This window comes from Streptomyces sp. Tue6028, from assembly GCF_002300165.1.
Taxonomy (GTDB): Bacteria; Actinomycetota; Actinomycetes; order Streptomycetales; family Streptomycetaceae; genus Streptomyces; species Streptomyces siamensis.
Window position 1 is genome coordinate 32,789 of sequence record NZ_MLCE01000039.1, and the last position, 17,658, is coordinate 50,446.

Sequence of the window (17,658 nt, forward strand, 5' to 3'; positions counted from 1 at the left end):
TCCGCCGCCTCACCCGGCGGTGGCGAGGAACTGCGTGGCGGCGAGTTCGGCGTACAGCGGGTCCGCGGCCACCAGTTCGCGATGCGTTCCCACGGCGCGGACGCGGCCCGCGTCCATCACGACGATGCGGTCGGCCATCGTGACGGTGGACAGCCGGTGCGCGACCACGAGGACCGTCGTCGTCCGGGCCACGTCGGAGACCGTGTCGCGCAGCGCCGCCTCGTTGACGGCGTCGAGCTGGGACGTGGCCTCGTCGAGGAGCAGCAGCCGCGGACGGCGCAGCAGCGCGCGGGCGATGGCGACCCGCTGGCGCTCGCCGCCGGACAGCTTGGTGCCGCGGTGGCCGACCAGCGTGTCCAGACCGCGGGGCAGCCGGGCGACCAGCCCGTCGAGACGTGTCGTCTTGAGCACGCGGACGACGTCGGTCTCGTCGGCCCGCGGATTGCCGAGCAGCAGGTTGTCGCGCAGCGAGCCCGAGAGCACCGGGGCGTCCTGCTCCACGTAGCCGATCGCGGATCGCAGCCGCGGCAGGTCCCATCGGTCCAGCTCCCGGCCGTCCACGGTGATGACCCCGGCCTCGGGGTCGTAGAACCGCTCGATCAGCGAGAACACAGTCGTCTTCCCCGCTCCGGACGGCCCCACGAACGCGGTCATGCCGCGCGCCGGGACGGCGAACGTCACACCGTGATGGACGTACGGAAGGTCGTCGGCGTACCGGAAGCGGACGTCGTCGAAGGCGAGCGACGCGGGCTCGGCGCCGGGGGAGGGCAGCGGCGCGGGCAACGCCACGGGTTCGGCGGGCAGCCGCATCGCCTCCTGGATCCGGGCGAGCGCGGCGGCACCGGTCTGGTACTGGGTGACGGCGCCGACCACCTGCTGGATCGGCGACATCAGATAGAACACGTACAGCAGGAACGCCACCAGGGTGCCCACGTCCACGGCTCCCGTCGCGACGCGGGCCCCGCCCACCGCCAGCACCGTGATGAAGGCGATCTGCATCGCCAGCCCGGCCGTGTTGCCCGCGGCGGCCGACCACTTGGCGGCCCGGACGCTCTGCCGCCACGACTCCTCGGCCGCCGCGTGGACGGCCGCCTCCTCGCGGTGCTCGGCACCGGACGCCTTCACGGTGCGCAGCGCGCCGAGAGTCCGCTCCAGCGCGGCGCCCATCAGCCCGACGGCGTCCTGGGCCTGCTTGCTGGCCCGGTTGATGCGCGGCACGATCACCCCGAGCACCGTGCCCGCGCACAGGATCACGGCGAGGGTGACCCCGAGCAGCACCACGTCGACGAGGCCCATCATGACCACCGTCGCGACGAGAGTGAGCCCGCCCGTGCCGATGCCGACCAGGGAGTCGGTCGTCACCTCGCGCAGCAGGGTCGTGTCGGAGGTGATGCGGGACATCAGATCGCCCGGCTCGCTGCGGTCCACGGCAGGTATGCGCAGCCGCAGCAGATACGAGGACAGGGTGCGCCGCGCGCCCAGCACCACCGACTCCGCGGTGCGCCGCAGGACGTACGAACCCGTCGCCCCCACCGCCGCGTTGGTGACCACCAGCGCCGCCATCCCGAGCAGCGCCCGCCCGATGGGCCGGTCGTGCGACAGGTCGTCGATGAGGCCCCGCGCCACCAGCGGCAGCACCAGCCCGGTGGCGCCGGTCGCGAGCGCCAGCAGCGCGCCGGCCAGCAGGGCCCATCGATGGGGTCGTACGTAGCCGAGCAGCAGGCGCCACGCGGGCACGTCGGGCTGGGCGTCGGTGAGGCTCACGGCGCTCCTTGGCGTGAGTCGGTGCGGAGCACTCAGGCTACGTCCGGGTCCGCCGGGACCGGGAGCGGGTCAACTCCCTTGCGGGAGACCGCAGTCAGCGTGCCGCCAGCGCGGCGAGAGTCGCTTCGAGATCGGCGGGCCGGGGCCGGTTGTGCGGCAGCCTGGCCAGCACGGCCGCCATGCCGCAGGTGTTGGTCAGGGCGGAGAAGACCAGGCCGCCGGCGATGCCCGCGGAGAGCAACTGCCAGGCGGGGTGCAGCAGTCCGAGGCCCAGCCCGGCCAGGACCACGCTGCCCGCGGTGAAGCGGACCTGGCGCTCCATGGACCAGGTGGTGCGGGACCCGGTCGCGGGACGGTCCAGTTCGTGACCGCGGGCGGTCCAGGCGCTGGTCCCGCCGGTGAGGGTCGCGGCCGTCACACCGTGTTCGGCGAGCGTCCTGCGGGCGCTGTCGGAGCGCGCGCCGGAGGCGCAGACGACCAGCAGGCCGGACGTGATCTCCTTGAGGGCGGGCAGGGCGCGGTGCAGCTGGTCGAGGGGGACGTTCAGGGCGCCGGGCAGATGCCCGGAGGCGTACTCGCCGGGCGTGCGGACGTCGAGGACGGTGAGCTCGGACAGGCGGGTACGGGCCTGGTCGGCGTCGAGGGTCGAGGGAGTCGTCATGTCGGGTGTCATCCTTGCTCTTCGAGGGTGCCCCGGAGGGCGGAGTACGATACCCCTAGGGGTATCGGTGGAGGAGTGTTGTCGTGGACTTGGATCTCGCGGGTGCCGAGCTGAAGTCGGTGCTGAACCGACTGCGTCGTGCGCAGGGACAGATCTCCGGTGTGATCAAGATGATCGAGGACGGGCGCGACTGCGAGGACGTGGTCACCCAGCTCGCCGCGGCCTCCCGTGCTCTCGACCGGGCCGGATTCGCGATCATCGCCACCGGTCTCCAGCAATGCCTGACCGATGTCGAGGACGGCGCGAGGAACGGCGAGGACAGGGACGCGATGCGTGCCCGGCTGGAGAAGCTCTTCCTCTCACTGGCGTGAGGCGCTCCGCCGCCCGGCGTGCGGCCCCGCCGTCACCCGCGGGCGCCGCGGCGACGCCGGTGGTACGGCGGTCCGGGGTGACGCCCGTCGTACGGAGGTCCGCGGCGACACCAGTGGTACGGAGGTCCGTGGCGACGCCGGCGGCACGGAGGCCCGCCGAACCGGTCGTCCCGTGACGGGCCCCGGTCATACGACGGCGTCGATCAGCATGAACGCGGCCACCGCCAGCAGGACCCAGGCGAAGATCCGGCGCAGCGCGGCGCCCGGGATCTTCGCCGCCAGCCGTCTGCCGTCCCACGCGCCGAGGACCGCCGCACCGGCGAAGGGGGCGACGACCGCCCAGTCGAGCCGTTCCGCCGTGCCGGCGCGGGCCAGCAGTGCCGCCACCGAGTTCACGGTGATCACCAGCAGGCTCGTACCGACGGCGGCCCGCATCCGCAGACCCACCACGCCGACCAGGGCCGGTACGGCGAGGAAGCCGCCGCCCACGCCCAGGACGCCGGTCACCGCTCCGAGACCGGCGCCCGCCCCGGCGATCCGGCCGCGCCGCGGGGCCGGTGTGTCCGGTGCGTCCGACGACGGGCGCAGCATCCGCACCGCCGCCAGCGCGGCGACCACCCCGAAGGCGGCCGTCAGCAGCCAGGACGGCAGCCGTCCGGCGACGGCTCCGCCCGCGGCGGCGGGCAGCAGCCCCGCCGCCGCGAACAGCGCGCCGGCCCGCCAGTGGACCGTGCCCTGCCGGGCGTGGGCGGCGAGCGCGGTCACCGACGTCACCGTGACGATGACCAGGCTCGCGGTGGTGGCCGCGGAGGGCGTGAAGCCCAGCAGATAGATCAGGGCGGGGACGGCGAGGACACTGCCTCCGCCGCCGAGCGCCCCGAGCGCCAGCCCGATCACGCCACCGGCGGCCAGGGCGAGGATCAGAACGCTCACGCCGTCGGGCCGCCGTTCCCGTGCTCCCGGACCGAGGGCAGACCTTCCCGCGTCCAGGCGCGCATGCCTCCGACGACGTCGACCGCGTCGAGGCCACGGGCCGTGAGCAGCGCGACGGCGTCACGGGACCGCACCCCCGAGCGGCACACCACGACGAGGGGGCGGTGCCGCGCGGCCACGGGCAGGTCGCCCCCGGCGGTGAGCGCGGACAGCGGGAAGCTCACCGAGCCCGGTGCGTGCCCCTGCGTCCACTCGTCCGGTTCGCGCACGTCCAGCAGGACGGCCTCGGCCCCCGGGCCGGTGCGCTCGCCGGCCTCCGCCGGCGTGATCCGTGCCATGGGCAGACCGGCCGGGCCCGCGGCGGCGAAGGAGTCGTCCACGGCGACCACGTCACGGCCGGCGGCGTCGAGGACGGACGCGGCTATGGCGGCCCGCATGCCTCCGGCGCAGTGCACCCAGACGGTGCCGCGGGGTATCTCGCCGAGCCGGTCGCGTATCTCGTGGACGGGGACGTGCACCGATCCGGCGATGTGGCCCAGGGTCCGTTCGGACGCCCGCCGCACGTCCAGGACCACGATCCCGCTGCCGTACGCCCCCGCCAGATCGGCGAACCGGGCGCGCGGGAAGGAGCGTGGTTCCTCCCCGTCGCGCAGCCAGTCGGCGGGCGCGCCGACGGCCGCGGCGGCGGGGCGGTCGACGCCCACGCGGACGAGTTCCCGCTGGGCCTCGGCGATCCGCTCCGGTGACTCGGCGAGCAGTGTGACCGGCTTGCCCCACGGGAGCAGCCAGGCCAGGTAGGTCGCGAGCTGCCCGTCGGCCTCGAAGTTGACGGACCCGGCGACGTGCCCCGCCGCGAACGCGACGCGGTTGCGCAGGTCCACGACCCACTCGCCGGCGGCGAGGCGCGCCGCGATCTCCTCGGCGTCCGCGGGCGCGGGCGGGGTGAGGTCGACCGGCGCGGGCCCCGCGGCGTTGGCCGGAGCCATGTGCGCGTAGTACGCGGGCACGTCGTCGAGTCCGGCGAGCAGGTCGGCCACGAAGGTGTCGACGTCCTTGACCAGCGCCTCGTTGGCGGCACGCTCCTGCCCGATGGTCGTGCCCTCGCCGGTGGCGTCACCGGCGGAGCAGAAGCTGCCGAAGCCGTGGGTGGGCAGCACCGCGGTGTCGTCGGGCAGCTCGGCGGCGAGCCGGTGCGCGGAGGCGTGCTGGGCCCGTGCCAGCTCCCCGGTCAGCCGTGGCTCGACCAGGTCGGGGCGCCCGACCGTGCCGATGAGCAGGGAGCCGCCGGTGAACGCCGCCACCGCGTGGCCCCCCTCCTCCAGTACGTACGACGTGTGGTGCGGGGTGTGACCGGGGGTGGCCAGGGCGCGCAGGACCAGACCGGCGTCGACGTCGAACCGGTCCCCGTCGGCCACCGCGACCCGCTCGAAGGCGACCCGTGCGCCGGCCGGCACCAGATAGGCGGCGCCGGTCAGCCGGGCCAGTTCCAGCCCCCCGGTCACGTAGTCGTTGTGCAGGTGTGTCTCCACGACGTGGGTGATCCGCACGTCCCGTCGGGCGGCCGCCGCGATCAGCCGGTCGACGTCCCTGGGCGGATCGACCGCCACGGCGCCCCGCGGGCCGCCCGCCAGATAGCCGCGGTTGCCCAGGCCCGGCACCTCGATGGTGTCGACGAAGAACACGGCAGCACTCCTTTCCTCGTGAACCCGCAGGGTGAGTACCCCCGGGGGTATATTCACGGTAGCAGAAGTACCCCCGGGGGTATCTGGCCCCTCTCGGGCCCCGGGGCGGTTCGCCTCAGCGGCCGGGCCCGGCGCGACCCCGGAGCGGGGCGGCCGTGCGTCACCTGGCCTTCTACCGGTCGGTCACCCCGTAGGGTCGGTTGACGGAACGTCGACCTACGGAAGGGCTCAATCACATGGCGCAGGAAGTGCGGGGCGTGATCGCACCGGGCAAGAACGAGCCGGTGCGCGTCGAGACCGTCGTCGTACCGGACCCGGGACCCGGCGAGGCCGTGGTGAAGATCCAGGCCTGCGGGGTGTGCCACACCGATCTCCACTACAAGCAGGGCGGCATCAACGACGACTTCCCGTTCCTGCTCGGCCACGAGGCGGCCGGGATCGTGGAATCGGTGGGGGACGGGGTCACGGACGTCGCGCCCGGCGACTTCGTCATCCTCAACTGGCGTGCGGTGTGCGGGCAATGCCGGGCGTGTCTGCGCGGCAGGCCCTGGTACTGCTTCAACACGCACAACGCGAAGCAGCGGATGACGCTCACGGACGGCACCGAGCTCTCGCCCGCCCTGGGCATCGGCGCCTTCGCGGAGAAGACCCTGGTCGCCGCGGGGCAGTGCACCAAGGTCGACCCCGCGGTGTCCCCGGCGGTCGCCGGCCTGCTCGGCTGCGGCGTGATGGCCGGGATCGGCGCGGCCATCAACACCGGGAACGTCGGCCGCGGCGACAGTGTCGCGGTCATCGGCTGCGGAGGCGTCGGCGACGCGGCGATCGCCGGGTCCCGCCTCGCGGGCGCCGCGAAGATCATCGCCGTGGACATCGACGACCGGAAGCTGACGACCGCCCGCGAGATCGGCGCCACGCACACCGTCAACTCCCGCGAGACCGACCCCGTCGAGGCGATCCGGGAGCTCACCGGCGGCTTCGGCGCCGACGTCGTCATCGAGGCCGTCGGCCGTCCGGAGACGTACCAGCAGGCCTTCTACGCCCGCGACCTCGCGGGCACCGTCGTCCTCGTCGGAGTGCCCACCCCGGACATGAAGCTGGACCTGCCGCTGATCGACGTCTTCGGACGCGGCGGAGCCCTCAAGTCGTCCTGGTACGGCGACTGCCTGCCCTCACGCGACTTCCCCATGCTGATCGACCTGCACCTGCAGGGGCGCCTGGACCTCGGCGCGTTCGTGAGCGAGACGATCGCGCTGGACGAGGTGGAGGCGGCCTTCGAGCGGATGCACCACGGCGACGTGCTGCGCTCGGTGGTGGTGCTGTGATGACCACCCGCATCGAACACCTCGTCACCTCGGGCACCTTCTCGCTCGACGGCGGCACCTGGGACGTCGACAACAACGTGTGGATCGTGGCCGACGACCACGAGGCGGTCGTCATCGACGCCGCCCACGACGCCGACGCCATCGCCGAGGCCGTCGGCGACCGGCGGCTCACCGCGATCGTGTGCACCCACGCCCACAACGACCACATCGACGCCGCCCCCGCCCTGGCCGCCCGCACCGGCGCCACCATCTGGCTGCACCCGGACGACCTGCCGCTGTGGAAGCTGACCCATCCCGACCGCCTCCCCGACGCCTGGCTCCAGGACGGCCAGGTGATCGAGGCGGCCGGCGCCGATCTGACGGTCCTGCACACCCCGGGCCACGCTCCGGGCGCGGTCTGCCTGTACGACCCGGGCCTGGGCACCGTCTTCACCGGCGACACCCTCTTCCAGGGAGGCCCGGGCGCCACCGGCCGCTCCTACTCCCACTTCCCGACCATCGTCGAGTCCATCCGCGAACGGCTCCTGGGCCTCCCGGCCGACACCGTGGTGCGTACCGGACACGGCGACTCCACCACGATCGGGGCGGAGGCCCCGCACCTGAAGGAGTGGATCGCGCGCGGCCACTGACGCCGGTGTCCGGACCGACGCCGGTGGCCCGCCGCTGACGCCTCCCCACGGAGACCGGCGGAAGGTCCCGGCGAATCCAGACAGAAGATGTCCGGCTTCCGGGAGACGCTCGGAGCAACACCGGCGCGAAAGGCGGCGCCGGAACCACGCGTACGGAGGTCGGACATGTCGGAGCCGCTGCAGGACACGCTGCGAGGCAGGATCGCCCTGGTCGCCGGGGCGACCCGGGGTGCGGGACGGGGGATCGCGGTGGAGCTGGGCGCGGCCGGCGCGACCGTCTACGTGACCGGGCGCAGCACCCGGGAACGGCGCTCGGAGTACGACCGCCCGGAGACCCTGGAGGACACCGCGGACCTGGTGACGGCGGCGGGCGGCCGGGGCATCGCCGTCCCCACCGACCATCTCGTGCCCTCCGAGGTCCAGGCACTGGTAGCCCGCATCGCGGACGAGCAGGGCCGCCTCGACGTCCTCGTCAACGACATCTGGGGCGGCGAGCACCTCTTCCAGTGGGACACCCCGGTCTGGGAGCACGACCTCGACAAGGGCCTGCGGCTGCTGCGCCTGGCCGTCGAGACGCACGCCGTCACCAGTCACTTCGCGATGCCCCTGCTGCTGCGCCGTCCCGGCGGCCTCGTCGTCGAGATGACCGACGGCACCGCCGAGTACAACCGGGACAGGTACCGGGTGTCCTTCTTCTACGACCTCGCCAAGTCCTCCGTGCTGCGCATGGCGTTCGCCCTCGGGCAGGAGCTGGGGCCGCGCGGTGCCACCGCGGTGGCGCTCACGCCCGGGTGGCTGCGCTCGGAGATCATGCTCGACACCTTCGGCGTGACCGAGGACACCTGGCGCGACGCGCTGGAACGCGTCCCGCACTTCGGCATCTCCGAGACACCGTCCTACGTGGGCCGCGCGGTCGCCGCCCTGGCCGCCGACCCGGACGTGGCGCGCTGGAACGGGGAGTCGCTCTCCAGCGGGCAACTGGCCCAGGTGTACGGCTTCACCGACCGCGACGGCAGCCGCCCCGACGCGTGGCGCTACCTCGTCGAGGTCCAGGACGCGGACAAGCCGGCGGACACCACGGGCTATCGGTGAGCCAGGTCCTCCCGCCCGGCGGCGAGCCGTCCGGACGGCGGGGTCAGGGGCGCCCGTGGAGCGGCGGGACCTGCCATCCGGGCGGACGGCCCGTCGTGAGAGCCAGGTCGGCGCGTACCGCCACGTAGTACGCCTCGCGCACGGTGCGCTGCCGTTCGAGCAGGGCCTGCCAGCCGTCCGGATCACGTGTCCCGTCGTTCAGGAACCGCTCCATCTCCATCACCACGACGGCCCATGCCCGGGCCTTCTCCACCACCTCCGGGATGCCCAGGAGCAGCAGGGCCTCACCGGCCGGGTCGCCGGCCTCCGCGGCCTCGGCGAGCAGAGGAGCCGCTTCGCCGGGCGACAGCGGATGCGGATGCGGATCGTTGCCGAGATGGGCCGCGACCCGGTACGTCAGCGTGACCGACTTCTTCAGACAGCGCGCGTAGTCCGCGTACACGGTGAGCCGCCGCTCCTCCCACCGCGCCGTCTGCTCGCGGCGGAAGCGGGCCCGGTCCCCCCTGACGATCGCCAGGTACGAACCGAGGGCGCCGATCACCACACCGATCAGCGCCGGGAGTTGTTGTATGAAGGCGGCCATGCGCGCACGGTATCTGTCGCCGTGACGATCATGGCAGTACCTTCCCTGCCATGACTGCGACGATGCGATTCGAGGGACACGGAGTTCTGATCACGGGCGCGGCGCGCGGCATCGGCGCCGCCACCGCCCGCCGCTTCGTCGAGGAGGGCGCCCGGGTGCTCGTCACCGACGTGGACGTCGCCGAGGCGGAGAAGACCGCTGCCGCACTGCGTGAACCGGGCGGTCACGCCGAGGCGTTCCGCTGCGACGTGGGGGAGCGGGCGTCGGTCGAGGCGGCCGTCGCGCACGCCGTGGACGCCTTCGGCTCGCTCGACGTCCTGGTCAACAACGCCTACCACTGCACCCCCGACGCCCCGCTCTTCGAGGACGAGACGGACGACGTCTGGGCCCGCGACCTCGACATCACGCTGTCCGGCGCCTACCGCTGCTCCCGGGCGGCCCTCCCGCACCTCGTGGCCTCCGGCCGGGGCGCCATCGTCACCGTCGGCTCCGTCAACGGCATCCAGGACTTCGGCAACCACTCCTACAGCGCCGCCAAGGCGGGCCTCATGTCGCTGACCCGCACGCTCGCCGGGCATGCCGCGTCGAGGGGCGTCCGCGTCAACCTGGTGGCACCGGGCACCGTGCACACCACGGCCTGGGAGGGCCGGGAGGACCACCTCGCCGCGCTGGCACGGCTGTATCCGCTGGAGCGGGTCGGCAGGCCGGAGGACATCGCCGCCGCCGTCGCGTTCCTCGCCTCCCGCGACGCGGCCTGGATCACCGGTGCGACGCTGCCCGTGGACGGAGGCCTGCTGGCGGTCAACACCGGCTTCCGGCATGCCCTCACGCTGCTCGACGGCACCCCCTAGGGCCGGCCCGGGCGTCAGGCGCCCCGCGGCCCGAGGTCCGCGGCGTGGCGGTGCAGGGCGGCGAGCACCCGGTCGACGTCGCCCGCGGTGGTGCGCCAGTTGCTGAACGCCGCGCGCAGCGCGGGCGTTCCGCCGTACGACGTCGGAGTCACAAAGGCCTCGCCGGAGGCGGCGACCGCCGTCGCCAGCGCGCGGACCCGCTCCTCGGAGGGGTCGTCGGCCGGCGTGAAGCAGACGACGTTGAGCCGGACCGGAGCCAGGAGCCGCAGCTGGGGGATCCGGGCGATCCCCTCGCCCAGCCGCCCGGCGAGAGCGACGTTGCGTTCGACGATCTCGCGATGACCCTCGCGTCCGTACGCCGTGAGCGAGAACCAGGCGGGCAGGGCGCGCAGCCGACGGGAGTTCTCCGGTGTGAGGTGCAGGAAGTCCGGGTCAGGGGTGGGCGGTCCGAGGTACGGCGACGCGTTGTGGAAGACCCGGACCTGGAGGTCCTGCCGGCGCGTGAACTGGACGGCCGCGTCGTAGGGGACGTTCAGCCACTTGTGCAGGTCGACGCAGACGGAGTCGGCCGCGTCGAGCCCGTCGACCAGGGAGGCGTACGACGGCGACAGGGCGGCGAAACCGCCGAACGCCGCGTCCACGTGCAGCCAGAAGTCGTACCGCTCCCTGAGCGCGGCGATCGCCCGCAGGTCGTCGAAGTCGACGGTGTTGACGGTCCCCGCGTTCGCCACCACGACGGCGGGGCGCCCGCCGAGCGCGTCGAGGGCGTCGGCGAGCCGGTCGACGTCGACGGCTTCGCGGTTGCCCGGCAGCACCGGCACGGCCCGCAGCCGGTCCCGTCCGATGCCCAGCACGGAGAGCGCCTTGCCGATGCTGGAGTGCGGGCTGCCCGACAGCACCTCGACCGGACCGAGCGCGCCGACGCCCTCGCGCGAGACGGACACCCCGAGACGTTCGCCGAGCCATTCCCGCGCGATGGCCAGCCCGACCGTGTTGGAGGCCGTCGCCCCGCTCACGAAGGCTCCGGTGTGGTCCTCGCCCAGCCCGAACAGCTCGCGCAGCCAGCTCAGCGTCTCGCATTCCAGCGCGGTCGCCGACGAGTCACCGCCGCCCGACACGTTCTGGTCGTAGGCGGCCGTCAGCCAGTCCCCGGCCAGCGCGGCGGGAGTGGCGCCACCGGTCACGAAGCCGAGGTAACGCGGGCCCGCGGAGCCGGAGAAGCCCGCGGACCAGCGGTCCGCGAACCGGGTCAGCGCCCCTTCGGCGCCCACTCCCGCCTCGGGAAGCGGCGCACGTGCGGGTGCCGCGCCGGGGCGGGCGACAGGACGTTCGGCGAGCCCGCCCACCTCCCGCGCGGCGAAGTCGCGGGCGGACTGGAGGAGATCGGGAAGCCGCTGGAGATCGTCGGCGAGAGTGCGGTGCATGACGGCAGCGTAGGCAGGACCCGAGCGGCGGGTCCTGGTCCACTTGGGGAAAACTGGACCGATGGACACGGGGTTCGCGGCGACGCTCGGCAGCTGGCGCGACAGGCGGGGCCCGCTCGCCCGGTCGCTGTCCGCGGCCGTCCGCGAGGCGGTGATCGACGGCCGGCTGCCCGCAGGGACCCGTCTGCCGTCCGAGCGGGAACTGGCCCGCACGCTGGACGTCAGCCGGGGCACCGTCGTCGCCGCCCTCACCCTGCTGCGGGACGACGGCTGGCTGCACACCCGGCACGGCAGCGGCAGCGTCGTCCGGCTCCCCGCACACCTCACCGAACGGACCACTCCGTGGTCCCTGGACCGGGGCGGCGCGGGCGACGCCGACCTCGATCTGACGCTGGCCGTCACGGCGGCACCCCACGACGCCTACCTCGCCGCGCTGGGCCGCGCCGTCGAGCGCAGCGCGGCCCTGCTCGTCGACTCGGGCGTGGCGACGGCGGGCCTGCCCCGACTGCGCGAACTCCACGCCGAGCGGTACACCCGCTCAGGACTGGCCACCCGCCCCGAGCAGATCCTCGTCACCTCCGGAGCCCAGGCCGCGCTGACCCTGCTCACCGACCACCTGCACACCGACCGCAGGTCCCCGGTCCTGGTGGAGAGCCCCACGTACCCGGGGGCGCTCGCGATCCTCCGCCGGCGCCGCGCCCGGCTGCTGCCCGTACCGGTCACGGCCGCGCACGGCTGGGACGTCGCGCGGCTGGCGCAGGCCGTACGCGACCGCGGCCCCCGGCTCGCCTACCTGATCCCTGACTTTCACAACCCCACCGGCGCGCACATGGCCGCACACACCCGCGGGGAGATCGCCGCCCTCGCCGAGCGGCACGCCCTGACGGTCGTCGTCGACGAGACCATGCGCGACCTGGATCTGCGGACGCCGCCGCGCCCGGAGCCGCACCTCGGCGGCGCGACGGCGATCCAGATCGGTTCGACGAGCAAGGTGCTGTGGAGCGGACTGCGGGTCGGCTGGATCAGGGCGCGCGCGGCACTCGTCGCCGAACTCGTGCGCAACCCGCTCCAGGCCCAGCTGTCGCCGCCGCCCCTGGAGCAGCTGATCGCCACCGAGCTGCTGGGCGACACCGACGGCCTCGCCGCGGTGCTCGCCGACCGGCGCGCCCGCCTGCGTACCCAGCGCGACCGTCTCGCGGAACTCCTTGCCGGGACGGGCTGGTCGTGCACGGTGCCGGACGGCGGGCTGTCGCTCTGGCTGCACCTCGGCCCCGACACCCTGGCCACGGAGCTCGCGGCACGGGCCGCGCGACGAGGGCTGGCGGTGTCGCCCGGGCCGCAGTTCGCCGCGGACCGCGCCACCCTGGCGCACCACCTGCGGCTGCCCTTCACGGCGACACCGGACGTGCTCACCCGGGCGGTGCGGCTGCTGACGCGGTGACGCGGATTCGCGTTCCCGCTCCGTGCGACGTGTGAGTGTGACGTGTGACGTGTGACGTTCCGCACGTGCACACCGGCCCCGACGGGCCGGAGTGGCGACGAGGAATGTCACCGTTTGGTCCCGGTCCGGACGGCCGCACAACGTACGCCCCCCGACGAGGGTCTAGCAGGCGGACGACAAGAGACAGAACAGGAAAGGGAAGGCCCGCCATGGGGGACATACGCAGACGGGGCGCCGTCGCGCTCGGGATCACCGGACTGGTCGCGCCGCTGACGCTCGCGCTGGGCGCCGCGCCCGCGCAGGCCGCGAGCTGCACCACGCAGACCGGCCCGTACCAGAAGCAGGTGGAGAAATTCCTCGGGCGGCCCGTCGACGGCCGGCAGTCGACCACCGACTGCAAGGCCATCCAGGCCTTCCAGAACAAGCACGGCATCACCCCGAACATCGGCTACGCGGGGCCCGTCACCTGGGGCGTGATGGACCTCATGAACAAGCAGAAGGCCGTGGGGAGCAACCCCAACAAGGACGGCAAGTGCCCGGTCAACAAGGGGCGCATCGCCTGTGTGAACCTGACGCTCCAACTCAGCTGGATCCAGGACGGCGACCGACTGGTCTACGGGCCGGTGCCGGTGCGCACCGGCCGCGACGGGTACGAGACCCGCACCGGCCTGAAGAAGATCTACTGGCGGGACATCGACCACGTCTCCAGCATCTACAACGTGCCGATGCCGTACAGCCAGTTCTTCGACGGCGGGCAGGCCTTCCACTCGGTCGGCCTCAGCATGTGGAACCCGCCGGGCTCGCACGGCTGCGTCAACATGACCACGACCACGGCCAAGAAGTACTGGTCGCTGCTGAAGAACGGCGACGACGTGTTCGTGTACGGCCGCAAGCCCGGCACGTGAGTGATGAGCTTCACGGTCCGTAATGTCGTTCGCTGTACCTTTACTCACAACGTCTTCACGTCGAGGACCGTATGCTTCACACCATGTCCACCACTCCTGATGCCGACACTCGGCGCTCCGCCGCCGAGGTCAACGAGGAGATCCGGGCCCTCTGGTTCCGGGCGGGCGGGACGTTGAGCATGGAGGAGCGGCGGGAGTACCAGCGGCTCGTCCTCGAATGGGCGGAAGCCGCCCCGCCGTCGCCCACCCGGGCGGCCTGACGGTTCGCGTCCCGGCACGGGGCTCCCCGAAGTCACCGGGGAGCCACCGCCTCGGGCCTCATCCCCAACTCTGCGCGTACTGCCGCCGATAGGCCTTGCGGTCCTGTTCCGTGCGGATGAACCGCGTCGCCACCAGCGCGACGAGGCTGCCCGCGATGACCAGCAGCCCCGGCCCGACGTTCCTGGGGTCGGTCAGACGCGACACCAGTGTCTCGGCGTTCTCGGCGGCACCGCCCACCGGCTCCACGGCGCCCGGTGCGGCCGACCCCGGCGAGGCCGCCGCGCCCTGCGCGCCGGAGGCCGCCGTCGAACCCGCCGGCGAGGGAGCCGCAGGGGCGCCCGACGACGCCTGGGGCTGCCCCGCGAGCCGCACCCCCAGCGCCGTCAGCGCCTTGGTGACCGGCTGGAAGAACGTCGTACCGCCGGTCCGGCAGTCCCCGTTGCCGCCCGAGGTCACACCGAGCGCGATGCCCTCGGAGAACAACGGGCCGCCACTGTCGCCCGGTTCGGCGCACACCGTCGTCTCGACCAGCCCGGTGACCGTGCCCTCGGGGTAGTTGACCGTCGCGTTGAGCGCGGTCACCTTCCCGTCGTGCAGCCCGCTGGTGCTGCCGCTGCGGAACACCCTTTGCCCGACGGCCGGATCGGCGGTACCCGTGATGCGCACGCCGTTGCCCCCGCCGATGGCGACGACATTGGCTCCCGCCGAGGTCTGTTGTCCGTCGTCGTACTGCACGAGCGAGAAGTCGCTCCCGGGGAACGCGGTGGTGACGGTGCGTCCGAGCTGCTGCCGGCCCGAGTTGTCGGCGAACCAGACGGATCCGGCCGGTCCGCAGTGACCCGCCGTCAGGATGAACTCGGTGCGCCCGTTGGTCACGTTGAAGCCGGCCGAACAGCGCCCGCCGGTCGAGAACATGGGCTGCGCGCCGTTGATCCGGGTGGTGAACGCGCCCTGGATGCGCTGCATGCTGACGGCGTCCCCGATCCCGTCGGCCACCTTCGTCATACGTGACCAGTCGGAGGAGGAGACCGTGCTGTCGGCCCGCACCACCACCTCGTTCGTCGTGTAGTCCACGGCCCACGCCGTACCCACCACCCGCGGCGCGGAACTCAGCGTCCGCGTGGCCGACTTGAGGTCCTGCATGCTGTGCCGTACGAGCTTCGCGCGGGCGCCCGCCTCCGTGACCTCGGCGGCGGCCCCCGGGTCGGTCACCGCGACGACGGGCCGGCCGTCGGAGCCGATCCAGTTGCCCGCGGTGCGCGAGGTGCCGAGCCGTGACACCAGCGCGGTGCCCGTGTCCATGGCCGCCTGGGCCCGGCTTCCCGCGGCACGCGACGTGTCGGAGGGTTCGCTCGCCATCGCTTGCGTCACCATCAGCCCTCCGCAGAGCAGCCCGCCGACGGCCGCGAGTCGCGCCCCCCGTCGGACGATCCGTCGTCGTACGTGCCTCATCCATGGGCTCCCGAAGCCGAACGGCACGGCGTCCTCGCCGCCGAGGGCCCCGGTCGAGAGCCCTCCCCTCATACGTGCGGCCACGCCCGCGTGTTCACCACGGCGCGCACCCCGGGCGGGACACCGCCCCGGCCGGCCCTCACCGCTAGCTAGCTAGGGGCCCGACCCGTTCGGCGAGGCGCAGGCCGGCCCGCACGAAGTCCTCGGCCTCGGCGAGGCGGCCCCGGCGGTAGCGCAGGTAGGCGAGCAGGGTGTAGCCGAAGGAGAGGTGGGCGCCGTGCCAGCCCTGGGCCTCGAAGTCGGCGATCCCGGTGGCGAAGAGTTCCTCGGTGCGGCCCGGGCGGTCGGCGTACATGAAGGTCATGGCGACCAGGACGGGCACCTCGAAGCCGCGGTCGGCCTCGGCCCAGCCGAAACCGCCGGCCAGGGCGCGTTCGGCGTGGTGGAGGGCGACGTGGGCGGGCTCGCCGCGCAGGGTGGCGTCCCAGGCACGCAGGCCGATGACGTACCGCTCGGTGAGGTCGCGTCCGGTGAGCCGGTCGGCGAGGCGGGCCAGGCGGCGGGAGCGGGCGGGCGAGTCGGGTTCGTCGGCGCGGAACGCGTCCCACATGAACTGCTCGGACTGCATGCGCAGGCGTACCCGGGCGTCACCCGTCTGGCGGATCTCGTGGGCGAGGGTCGCCGAGGCCTCGGCGAGACGGTCGCTGTGGGCGAGGACCTGGGAGAGGCGGTAGACGGTGTTGTGGCGCAGCTCGGGGTCGGCGATGGGTTCTTCGAGTGCGGCGCGCAGATGGTTGACGGTGGTCGCCGGCTCGGTGAGCAGGGAGGCGCAGCCCAGTTCGTACAGGACGGCGGCCCGGTCCTCGAAGGGCGGCGGTTCGCGCAGGGCGCGGGCGAGGTAGCGGCGGGCGGCGTCGGGGGCGCCGGCGCGCTGGGTCTCGCGGGCGGCGGCGCGCAGCTGCTGGACGATCCAGGTGTCTCCGTCGGGGTGGGTCTCCATGAGGTGGCGGGCGGCGGCCGACGGACCGAGTCCCTCGTCGACGATGCACCAGGCGGCCTGGCCGTGCAGGGCGACGCGGACACCGCCGGGGATGGCTCGGTAGACGGCGGTGGCGATGAGGGGGTGGACGAATTCGAGCGTGCCCGCGGCGTTCAGCGCGCCGGTGAGGATGCGGGCGCCGCGCAGGGCGTCCGCGGCGTCGGCGGCTTCCTCGGGGCCGAGTCCGGCGACGGCGGCGGCGAGCGTGGGGTGGATCTCGGTGCCGAGCACGGCACAGGCCCAGGCGAAGCGGACGGTGGAGGTGCCGAGGCGTTCGAGGCGGGCGACGAGGCCGCTGCCCTTGACGGCGGCGGCGAGGTCGCGCAGCAGGTGTGCGCCGTCCTCGGTCGGGGTCAGTCCGCGGTCGCGGACCTTCGCGGTCAGTTCGACCGCCTCGAAGGGGTTGCCCGCGGTGACGGCCCAGCACTCGCGGCAGAAGGCGTCGTCGGCCTGGGCGCCGAGGTCCTCGCGCACGAGGCGGGCGACGGCCGCGGCGCTGAGCGGTTCGAGGCCGAGGGGGCGCTGGCCGGCGCGGCCGGGCAGACCCCTGAACGCCTCGGCGTGGTCGGGGAGTTCGTCGGGGCGGTAGCCGACGACGAGGAGCAGCGGGAGCTGTTCGGCACGGGGCGCGAAGGCGGCGAGCCAGCTCAGCGATTCGGCGTCCGCCCAGTGCGCGTCGTCGAGGACGAGGACCATCGGGGCGCGCTGCACCGCGAGGTGGGTGAGCACCCAGTCGAGTCCGTCGCGCAGGCCCTGCTGGTCGGGCGGGGCGCCCTCGGAGGGCGCGCACAGGCCGAGCGCCGGTCCGACGATCGCGTACCAACTCCCCAGCGAGCTGCGGAGTTCGGACTCGGCGGCTCCGGCGAGCTGGGGCTGGAGGAGCTGGCGGGCCACGTGGAAGGCGACGTGCTGTTCCTGTTCGCCGCCGCGCGCGGACAGCACCGTGCATCCCTTGGCGGCGGCGCGGCGGCGTACTTCCGCGAGGAGGGTCGTCTTGCCGATCCCGGCCCGTCCGGCGAAGGCCAGGAGTGCGCCGCGCGGGCGGTCCGGCGGCTCACCCCCGTCCCTGCGCAGGCCGGTGAGTTCGCTCAACGCCTCTTCGACGGCGGCGAGTTCGTTCTCGCGCTCGAACATGGTCCGACGGCTGCGGACGGCGCGCTGCGTCATGATCCACCCCCTGCCACGGTGATGCAGCCGGCGCGGGGAGCGGGTGCGCACCGTGACGTTCAGGCACCTCAGCGTACGCCC

At 73.7% G+C, this 17,658-nt stretch carries 15 protein-coding genes and 2 pseudogenes; 8 read left to right on the top strand and 9 right to left on the bottom strand.

The window, feature by feature from the left end:
• Window positions 1-9 precede the first annotated feature (9 nt).
• Window positions 10-1,764, bottom strand: a complete 1,755-nt coding sequence (locus BKI49_RS34440; protein ID WP_095938241.1) for an ABC transporter ATP-binding protein — start codon at window positions 1,762-1,764, stop codon at window positions 10-12.
• Between the two features lie 94 nt (window positions 1,765-1,858).
• On the bottom strand, window positions 1,859-2,425 hold the full coding sequence (locus tag BKI49_RS34445; protein ID WP_095938242.1) for a rhodanese-like domain-containing protein: 567 nt from the start codon (window positions 2,423-2,425) through the stop codon (window positions 1,859-1,861).
• An 83-nt stretch (window positions 2,426-2,508) separates the two neighbouring features.
• Between BKI49_RS34445 and BKI49_RS34450 the strand changes: the two genes are divergently transcribed.
• Window positions 2,509-2,796: a metal-sensitive transcriptional regulator gene (locus tag BKI49_RS34450; RefSeq protein ID WP_095938243.1), complete on the top strand. Its 288-nt coding sequence runs from the start codon at window positions 2,509-2,511 to the stop codon at window positions 2,794-2,796.
• 186 nt (window positions 2,797-2,982) lie between these two features.
• Here the strand turns inward: BKI49_RS34450 and BKI49_RS34455 are convergent, their stop codons facing one another.
• The 3 genes and pseudogenes from BKI49_RS34455 to BKI49_RS34460 all read right to left on the bottom strand — a co-directional run.
• Complete coding sequence (locus tag BKI49_RS34455; protein WP_095938244.1) at window positions 2,983-3,729, bottom strand: sulfite exporter TauE/SafE family protein; 747 nt, start codon at window positions 3,727-3,729, stop codon at window positions 2,983-2,985.
• Window positions 3,726-4,067, bottom strand: coding sequence for a rhodanese-like domain-containing protein (locus BKI49_RS36115; protein ID WP_257005073.1), 342 nt, complete (start codon window positions 4,065-4,067; stop codon window positions 3,726-3,728). Before BKI49_RS36115 ends, BKI49_RS34455 begins: the two co-directional genes overlap by 4 nt.
• Window positions 4,068-4,070: 3 nt before the next feature.
• Window positions 4,071-5,411, bottom strand: a pseudogene (locus BKI49_RS34460) (MBL fold metallo-hydrolase); the annotation flags it as partial.
• 236 nt (window positions 5,412-5,647) lie between these two features.
• Here BKI49_RS34460 and BKI49_RS34465 point away from each other — a divergent pair.
• The 3 genes from BKI49_RS34465 (at window position 5,648) to BKI49_RS34475 (ending at window position 8,454) form a co-directional block, all read left to right on the top strand.
• Complete coding sequence (locus BKI49_RS34465; protein WP_095938246.1) at window positions 5,648-6,733, top strand: S-(hydroxymethyl)mycothiol dehydrogenase; 1,086 nt, start codon at window positions 5,648-5,650, stop codon at window positions 6,731-6,733.
• Window positions 6,733-7,362 (top strand): MBL fold metallo-hydrolase, encoded by a 630-nt coding sequence (locus tag BKI49_RS34470; RefSeq protein ID WP_095938247.1) that lies wholly within the window; start codon window positions 6,733-6,735, stop codon window positions 7,360-7,362. The genes BKI49_RS34465 and BKI49_RS34470 overlap by 1 nt, the downstream gene beginning before the upstream one ends.
• A gap of 165 nt (window positions 7,363-7,527) precedes the next feature.
• On the top strand, window positions 7,528-8,454 hold the full coding sequence (locus BKI49_RS34475) for an SDR family oxidoreductase (protein WP_095938248.1): 927 nt from the start codon (window positions 7,528-7,530) through the stop codon (window positions 8,452-8,454).
• 43 nt (window positions 8,455-8,497) lie between these two features.
• Here BKI49_RS34475 and BKI49_RS34480 read toward each other — a convergent pair whose 3' ends face one another.
• On the bottom strand, window positions 8,498-9,037 hold the full coding sequence (locus tag BKI49_RS34480; protein ID WP_095938249.1) for a hypothetical protein: 540 nt from the start codon (window positions 9,035-9,037) through the stop codon (window positions 8,498-8,500).
• A 50-nt stretch (window positions 9,038-9,087) separates the two neighbouring features.
• On the opposite strand from BKI49_RS34480, the gene BKI49_RS34485 reads away from it, so the two are divergent.
• Window positions 9,088-9,888, top strand: a complete 801-nt coding sequence (locus tag BKI49_RS34485; RefSeq protein WP_095938250.1) for an SDR family NAD(P)-dependent oxidoreductase — start codon at window positions 9,088-9,090, stop codon at window positions 9,886-9,888.
• A 14-nt stretch (window positions 9,889-9,902) separates the two neighbouring features.
• Here the strand turns inward: BKI49_RS34485 and BKI49_RS34490 are convergent, their stop codons facing one another.
• On the bottom strand, window positions 9,903-11,312 hold the full coding sequence (locus BKI49_RS34490) for a pyridoxal phosphate-dependent decarboxylase family protein (protein WP_095938251.1): 1,410 nt from the start codon (window positions 11,310-11,312) through the stop codon (window positions 9,903-9,905).
• A gap of 61 nt (window positions 11,313-11,373) precedes the next feature.
• Between BKI49_RS34490 and yczR the strand changes: the two genes are divergently transcribed.
• The 3 genes from yczR to BKI49_RS34505 all read left to right on the top strand — a co-directional run bounded on the left by yczR (window position 11,374) and on the right by BKI49_RS34505 (window position 13,918).
• Window positions 11,374-12,753 (top strand): aminotransferase-like domain-containing protein, encoded by a 1,380-nt coding sequence (yczR, locus tag BKI49_RS34495; RefSeq protein WP_095938252.1) that lies wholly within the window; start codon window positions 11,374-11,376, stop codon window positions 12,751-12,753.
• Between the two features lie 209 nt (window positions 12,754-12,962).
• Entirely contained in the window at window positions 12,963-13,658 is a 696-nt protein-coding gene (locus BKI49_RS34500) for a L,D-transpeptidase family protein (protein WP_028804192.1), read from the top strand.
• 71 nt (window positions 13,659-13,729) lie between these two features.
• Window positions 13,730-13,918 (top strand): hypothetical protein, encoded by a 189-nt coding sequence (locus BKI49_RS34505; protein ID WP_095938253.1) that lies wholly within the window; start codon window positions 13,730-13,732, stop codon window positions 13,916-13,918.
• A gap of 58 nt (window positions 13,919-13,976) precedes the next feature.
• Here the strand turns inward: BKI49_RS34505 and BKI49_RS34510 are convergent, their stop codons facing one another.
• Both BKI49_RS34510 and BKI49_RS34515 read right to left on the bottom strand, forming a co-directional pair.
• On the bottom strand, window positions 13,977-15,371 hold the full coding sequence (locus BKI49_RS34510) for a S1 family peptidase (protein WP_095938254.1): 1,395 nt from the start codon (window positions 15,369-15,371) through the stop codon (window positions 13,977-13,979).
• 157 nt (window positions 15,372-15,528) lie between these two features.
• Window positions 15,529-17,577 (bottom strand): annotated as a pseudogene (locus tag BKI49_RS34515) (ATP-binding protein); the annotation flags it as partial.
• Window positions 17,578-17,658: the final 81 nt, after the last annotated feature.